Here is a 7,215-nt window from a genome sequence, read left to right as displayed (position 1 = left end):
ACCGTCGTCTATCCCGGCCACGGTGACGACACCACGTTGGGTGCCGAGCGCCCCAGCCTGGCACAGTGGCGCGAGCGCGGCTGGTAAGCCGCGCGAGCGACCTTCGACAAGCCCAGCGGCGCGAACCCGGTTGGTGAATAGCAGCCGCGAAACGCGGTGCAGCGCCTAGACTTAGCCGCGATGAGGGTGGGGATCGACTTCGGCACAACGCACACGGTCGCGGCAGTCGTCGACCGGGGCAACTATCCGGTCGTGTCGTTCGACGGGTTCGACGCGTGGCCGTCGATGATCGCCGCGAGCGACGCCGGCGAACTGCGCTTCGGGTTGGACGCGGCCAGCGTCCGTCACGACCCGGGCTGGTCGGTGCTGCGGTCGTTCAAGCGTTTGCTCGGCGACGCCGGGCCGCGGACAACCGTCGACCTGGCCGGGCGCTGCTACCCGCTGTCCGACCTTTTGGCGGGCTTTCTCACCCAGCTCAAAAGCGACCTGCAGACTCGTTCGAACGCCGAACTGGCGCCGGGTGAGCGGGTCGAGGCCGCGGTCAGCGTGCCGGCGAACGCCTCCAGCGCGCAGCGCTTCCTAACGCTGGACGCGTTCACACAGGCCGGTTTCGAGGTGATCGCGCTGCTGAACGAGCCGTCCGCGGCTGGGTTCGAATATGCCCACCGATACCGCTCGACGATCACCGCCAAGCGTGAGTACGTGCTCGTCTACGACCTGGGGGGCGGCACATTCGACGCGTCGCTGCTGAAGATGACGGGACGGTTGAACGAGGTCGTCATCAGCGAGGGCATCCAACGACTCGGCGGCGACGACTTCGATGAGACGATCCTCAAGCTCGTTCGCAAGGGCGCTCGGCTGCGCAAGCTGGACACCAGCACGCGTGATCTGCTGCTCGAGGAGTGCGCGGTCCGCAAGGAAGCCGTCGGCCCCAACACCCGCCGATTCCTGGTGGATCTTGCCGCGGTCGGCAAGCCGCCGTTTGCTTGCCCGATCGATGACGTCTACGCCGCCTGCGGGCCGCTCGTCGACAAGACCGTCGCAGCGCTCTCCCGCATCCTGCACGATCCGGGCGGCAATGACGTTAATGACGTTGACTGGTCGGCGGTGGCGGGCATCTATGTGGTGGGCGGGGCGGGCAGCTTCCCGCTCGTCGCCCGGATGCTGCGCACGGCGTTCGACGAGAAACGCGTCAAACGTTCACTGCACCCGTTCGCCGCGACGGCGATCGGCCTGGCGGTGTTCCTCGACAAAGAGGCGGGATTTGCGCTGTCCGAACGCCTTTCACGACACTTCGGGGTCTTCCGCGAAACGCTCGCCGGTGAGGATGTCTGCTTCGACCCGATCGTGCCCAAAGGCGCGCAGCTGCCCACCGCGGGCCAGCCGCCGTTCGTCGTCACCCGGACCTACCGCGCCGCGCACAACATCGGCCACTTCCGCTTCGTGGAATGCAGTCGGCTGCGCGACGGCCGGCCCGACGGCGACGTGACGCCGTACGACCCGGTGTTCTTCCCATTCGATCCGGATCTCGACGACGACGAGGACCTGCAGCGCCGGCCGGTGCGGCGACGTGACGACGGGCCCGATGTCGAGGAACGCTACGTCGTGACGCCCGGTGGAGCTGTGGAGGTGACGCTCACGACGCGACCGGCCCGGCTCAGCCGAACGTTTCGGTTGGCCCGCCACGACTTGGCCAGCGCGTGATGGCGGGCCCGGTCAGCGCCTATGGCCCGTACTTGGCGGTATCGATCACCGCGTTGACGTGCGCGGACTACCGATCACGAGGTGTGCACGATCAACACGTCGACCTTGGCCCGGCGCGAGACGTTGGCGGGCACCGATCCCAGGAGCCGGCCGGCGATCGTGCTCAGGCCGACGTTGCCGACGACGAGCAGATCGGCGCCGACCTCCTCCGCCAGCCCGACCAGCGCGTCGACCGGGGCGCCGACAACCGAGCGTTCTTCGACGTTCTTGGCGCCCGCGGCCTGGGCCCGCTCCTTAGCCTCTTGCAGAATCGCGTAAATCGGGGCGGCGCCGGACACCTTGTAGCTCTCACTCCCCAGGGCGTCAGCGGCCCGCGGGTCCTCCGCCTGCGGCAAATACGCCGACGCGACGATCAATTTGGCGTCCGCCCCGGCGATTGTGCCTGCCCGGTCCACCGCGCGCAGCGACGAGTCCGAGCCGTCGGTTCCTACCACCACGGTCCGATAGGCGCTCATTTACCCTCCCAGGTGTCGGTTGCTACGCCAACCCAAGACAGTATCGCTTTGCCTGATCCAGATGGCCCGATTTGAGACACGCCCACGCCGTGGTGATTCCGCCGGTACCGACCGGCCGCGGGCACTTCCAGACCCCATTCGCAGCGGCAGTCTCATGGACAAGTATCTAATACGGCTTAAATCCCTTGGGGCGCAGAGTAATTAGTTTGACTACACCGCATTGGGTCAGCTCGCGGACCGCGGTTACCCGCGGCGGTACGGATTACGACCAGGCCAGACGGGTAATAAGGTTCACCAAAGAGCCCTTAAAGTGACACACATCATGATCACCCCGACAATCGACGAACCCAAGACCGCTGTCGCCGCGAGCTACTCGCGTTCACCGCATCGTGGCAGGCTGCTCGACCCGCTTGCGGCGGCGTTGCTGGCCGCCGTTGTCAGCGGCGCCGCGGCGAGCCGGCCGTCGCTGTGGTACGACGAAGGGGCGACCATCTCCGCCGCGGCGAGCCGCTCGTTGTCTGACCTGTGGCGGCTGCTGGGCCACATCGACGCCGTGCACGGCTTGTACTACCTGGTAATGCACGGCTGGTTCGCCGTCTTTCCGCCGACCGAGTTTTGGTCGCGGGTCCCAAGCTGTCTGGCGATTGGACTTGCGGCCGCCGGTGTCGTGGTCTTCACCAAGCAGTTCTCGTCGCGGACCATCGCGATCTGCGCAGGCGTCGTCTTCGCGATCCTGCCGCGCGTGACGTGGGCCGGCGTCGAAGCCCGCTCCTATGCCTTCACGGCCGTCGCCGCAATCTGGTTGACCATATTGCTGATCACCGCAATACGGCGAAACAAATGGTGGCTGTGGCTGCTCTATGCCGTGGCGTTGATGCTGTCGATACTGCTCAACATCTACCTGGTGTTGTTGGTGCCGACTTACGCCGTCGTCACGCCGGTGCTTGGGCGGCGCAAATCCGTGGTGGTGTGGTGGGCCGCCGCCTCAGCGGTGGCGGCGGCGGCCATGACGCCGTTCATGTTGTTCGCGCATGGCCAGAGATTTCAGGTCGCCTGGATCTCACGGCTCAATTGGCACAACGCGCTCGACGTTCTGCTACATCAGTTTTTCGACAACAGCGTCCCGTTCGCCATCCTGGCGGCGGTCCTCCTGGTGGCCGCGATCGCATTTCGATTAACCGGCCGATGGGAATGGGACCCCGATAGCCGGTTGCTGCTGATCGTGTGCGCGGCGTGGATTGGCGTGCCCACCGCCGTCAGCCTGATTTATTCGGCGTTCGAACCGTTCTACTACCCGCGGTATCTGTTCTTCACCACGCCCGCGATGGCGGTCATCCTTGCCGTCTGCATCGTCACGGTCGCCGGCAAACCGCGGTGGATGGCCGGTGTCCTGGTAGTGCTGGCCGTCGCGGCTTTCCCGAATTACCTTCTGTCGCAACGACAGCCGTACGCCAAAGAAGGCTGGGATTACAGCCGGGTCGCTGACGTCATCAGCGCCCACGCCGCACCCGGCGACTGCCTACTGGTCGACAACACGGTGGGCTGGCTACCCGGTCCGATCCGCGCCCTACTTGCGGCCCGTCCGGCGGCCTTCCGACCATTGGTCGACGTCGGCCGTGGTCCGCGCGGACCCGAGCGTGGCACCCTGTGGGACGGCCATGTGGCGGTCTGGCTGGTGGTAGGTCGGCTGTACCAATGCACCACGCTATGGACGATTTCCACGCATGACACCAGCTTGCCGGATCATCAAAGCGGACACTCGCTGTCGCCCGGGCGGGTGCTGGGACGCACGCCGGCGTACTTGACGCCGAAGCTTGTCGGGTTCCGCATCGTCGAGCGCTGGCAACTTCACCGCAGCCAGGTCATCAAATCGGTCCGCTGACGAAAGACGCCAGCCGGTGGACCGACGCCGCGATCCATACGAAAACCCCTGGGCGGCAATGTGATTCATCGCTAGTCAGTGCTGTCCCCGGGTGGCGCGGTATGCGGCCAACACGCCCGCTACGCCCACGGCGGCGAACACCGCGAACAGCCAACGGGCGGCCATGGCCGCACCGCCCCCGACGCTGTTGACCACGACGCCGGCCAGTCCAGCGCCGAACGCTCCGGAGATCAGCTGCACCATGTTGATCGCCGCGGCAGCGGTTCCAGCTTCGTTCGCGTCGTCGACCGATTGCATCGCCCACGCCGACAGGTGCGGCCAGGACGCCCCGATGCCCGTCCCGCTGATCATCAGCGCCAGTGCCCACAGCGCCACAAGGCCCGCCGACGCGTGATCGACCTGGGTAGCCGCGCCCAACGCCAGGCCCGCGGCCATGATCAGCGGTGCCGCAGCGACCACGGCGGCAATGACGCGCCTGCTGCTCAGTGATGCACTGACGATCTCGCTGACAGTCCAGCCGACCGCCAGTGCCGCGCCCAAAAAGCCTGCCGCCAACGGATTCAGATGCGCCAGGCGTTGCCCGAACAACGGCACATACATGTCGACCATCGCCGCGGCCATTAGCAGCGCCTCCGTCAGATAGATCCACTTCAGTGGACCCGAACCGAATGCGCTGGGAGGCAATACCGCCAGCGACACCCGCCGATCAACCACCACAAACACGGCGACCAAGAGCACGCTGGCCGCCAGCAACCCGGTGGCCGCGACCGTGTTGTGTGGGACCTCCGCGACGCTGACCGTCAGCGCGGCCGTCCCCAACAGCAGCAGCGACCACACCGGGATTTTCAGCGCCGGCGCGGCACAGTCTGGATCGGCACGGCCGGCGGGCAGCACCATCGGGACCAGCGCGGCCAGCGCCGCGGTCAGTATCGCCACCGCACCGAACGCCCAGCGCCACAGCCCGAGCTGCGCAAAAAGGCCACCTGTCGCCGGCCCGACAATCGTTGCCACGCCCCACATCCCCGATACCAGCGCGGAAGCCCGGGTCCACAGCGCTTGCGGCAGCACGGCGCTGATCAGCGCATAGCCCAGACCAGCCAGCAGCCCGCCGGCCGCCCCCTGCAAGGTGCGGCCCGCCAGCAGCACCTCCATGTTGGGAGCCGCCGCGCACACCACGCTGCCGATCCCAAAGACGGCTAGTCCCAGCAGATATGACGAACGCGCCCCGAGCCGCAGCAGCGCCGCGCTGACCGTGGCGGCCGCCACTACCGAGCCGACCAAGTAAAGGGTTGTCACCCAGGCGAACAGCCGCTCACCGCCGATGTCGGCAACGGTGCTCGGCAGCAGGCTGATCGTGAGGAATTCGTTGATCGCATAGAGGGCGACTCCGCCGGCGAGCAGCGTCGAGGTGCCCAGAAACCGCGGACCCAGCAGCGCACGCCAACCGCCGGCGGTCTCGGCAGTGCTCGTCGCGTCGGTCACGTGCACCGCGGTATGAACTCAACCTCGGTTGAGCTCAAGGCGCCGATCTCAGGGCGCTTGCGGACCATCACTTCAGCCCGGCGGCGTCCATTCCGCGCAGTTCTTTCTTCAAGTCGGCGATCTCATCACGGAACCGGGCGGCCAGCTCGAATTGCAAGTCCCGCGCCGCCGCCATCATCTGCTCGGTGAGGTCTTTGATCAGGTCGGCCAGTTCGGCCCGCGGCATGCTGGCGGTGTCGCGGCCCTCGAACACACCGGCGCTGACCGCCCGGCCGGGCGCACCCTGGGCCCGACGGCCGCGCGACACGTTGCGCCCGGATCCACCGATTTCGACGGCGTCGGTGTCCTCGGCTTCGCGGTACACCTGGTCGAGGATGTCGGCGATCTTCTTGCGCAGCGGTTGCGGGTCGATGCCGTTGGCCTCGTTGTAGGCGGTCTGCTTGGCGCGCCGACGGTCGGTCTCGTCGATGGCCTCTTTCATCGAGTCGGTCATCCTGTCGGCGTACATGTGCACTTCGCCGGACACATTGCGGGCAGCGCGGCCGATGGTCTGGATCAGGCTGCGCGAGGACCGTAGGAAGCCTTCCTTGTCGGCGTCGAGGATCGACACCAGCGACACCTCGGGCAGGTCCAGCCCCTCCCGGAGCAAGTTGATGCCGACCAGCACGTCGTAGTCCCCCAGCCGCAGCTGCCGCAGCAGCTCCACCCGGCGCAACGTGTCGACCTCGGAGTGCAGGTAGCGCACCCGGATGCCCATCTCCAGCAGGTAATCGGTGAGGTCTTCGGCCATCTTCTTGGTCAACGTCGTCACCAGCACGCGCTCATCGGCTTGGGTGCGTTTGCGGATCTCACCGATCAGATCGTCGATCTGGCCTTTGGTCGGCTTCACCACGACCTTGGGGTCGACCAGGCCGGTGGGCCGGATGACCTGCTCGACGAACTCCCCGCCGGACTGGCTGAGCTCGTACGGGCCCGGGGTTGCCGACAGGTACACCGTCTGACCGATCCGGTCGGCGAACTCTTCCCAGGTCAGCGGCCGGTTATCGCATGCTGACGGTAACCGGAACCCGTATTCGACGAGGTTGCGCTTGCGGGACATGTCGCCCTCGTACATGCCGCCGATCTGCGGCACCGTGACGTGCGACTCGTCGATGACCATCAGGAAGTCTTCGGGGAAGTAGTCCAGCAGGGTCGCGGGTGGCGAACCCGGCCCGCGGGCGTCGATGTGCCGCGAGTAGTTCTCGATGCCGGAGCAGAACCCGACCTGACGCATCATCTCGATGTCATAGTTGGTCCGCATCCGCAGCCGTTGGGCCTCCAGCAGCTTGCCCTGGCCCTCCAGCTCAGCGAGGCGCTCCTCGAGTTCCTGCTCGATGGTGGAGATGGCGTGGGCCATTCGCTCCGGTCCGGCGACGTAGTGCGTTGCCGGGAAGACGCGAAGCGAGTCGACCTGGCGGATCACCTCGCCGGTGAGCGGGTGCATGTAGTAGAGCGCCTCGATTTCGTCGCCGAAATACTCGATGCGCACGGCCAATTCCTCATATGACGGAATGATCTCGACGGTGTCGCCGCGGACCCGGAACGTGCCGCGGGTGAAGGCGATGTCGTTGCGGGTGTACTGCATGCCGACCA

The 7,215-nt window shown here is 66.5% G+C and carries 5 protein-coding genes and 1 pseudogene; 3 read left to right on the top strand and 3 right to left on the bottom strand.

Annotation, left to right across the window (positions count from 1 at the left end; all coding sequences use genetic code 11):
* Positions 1–87: pseudogene (locus WAN71_RS18820) on the top strand (MBL fold metallo-hydrolase); the annotation flags it as partial.
* Positions 88–180: 93 nt separating this feature from the next.
* The gene (locus tag WAN71_RS18815) at positions 181–1,704 is read left to right on the top strand and encodes an Hsp70 family protein (RefSeq protein ID WP_422226778.1); all 1,524 of its coding nucleotides are present in this window, start codon (positions 181–183) and stop codon (positions 1,702–1,704) included.
* Positions 1,705–1,778: 74 nt separating this feature from the next.
* On the opposite strand, the gene WAN71_RS18810 is transcribed toward WAN71_RS18815, so the two are convergent.
* The gene (locus WAN71_RS18810) at positions 1,779–2,219 is read right to left on the bottom strand and encodes a universal stress protein (protein ID WP_422226777.1); all 441 of its coding nucleotides are present in this window, start codon (positions 2,217–2,219) and stop codon (positions 1,779–1,781) included.
* A 322-nt stretch (positions 2,220–2,541) separates the two neighbouring features.
* Between WAN71_RS18810 and WAN71_RS18805 the strand changes: the two genes are divergently transcribed.
* On the top strand, positions 2,542–4,101 hold the full coding sequence (locus tag WAN71_RS18805; RefSeq protein ID WP_422226779.1) for a glycosyltransferase family 39 protein: 1,560 nt from the start codon (positions 2,542–2,544) through the stop codon (positions 4,099–4,101).
* Between the two features lie 75 nt (positions 4,102–4,176).
* On the opposite strand, the gene WAN71_RS18800 is transcribed toward WAN71_RS18805, so the two are convergent.
* Positions 4,177–5,583, bottom strand: coding sequence for an MFS transporter (locus WAN71_RS18800; protein ID WP_422226776.1), 1,407 nt, complete (start codon positions 5,581–5,583; stop codon positions 4,177–4,179).
* Between the two features lie 67 nt (positions 5,584–5,650).
* A partial coding sequence (gene uvrB / locus WAN71_RS18795) for an excinuclease ABC subunit UvrB (RefSeq protein WP_422226775.1) occupies positions 5,651–7,215 on the bottom strand: 1,565 nt, incomplete at its 5' end.

This window comes from Mycobacterium sp., assembly GCF_049280035.1.
In the GTDB taxonomy this organism is placed as follows: domain Bacteria; phylum Actinomycetota; class Actinomycetes; order Mycobacteriales; family Mycobacteriaceae; genus Mycobacterium.
This window is presented reverse-complemented; position numbering and strand designations above follow the sequence as displayed.

Coding starts and splice junctions, on each gene's coding strand:
- WAN71_RS18815 (WP_422226778.1), top strand. CDS start 181: ATGAGGGTGGGGATCGACTTCGGCACAACGCACACGGTCGCGGCAGTC.
- WAN71_RS18810 (WP_422226777.1), bottom strand. CDS start 2,219: ATGAGCGCCTATCGGACCGTGGTGGTAGGAACCGACGGCTCGGACTCG.
- WAN71_RS18805 (WP_422226779.1), top strand. CDS start 2,542: ATGATCACCCCGACAATCGACGAACCCAAGACCGCTGTCGCCGCGAGC.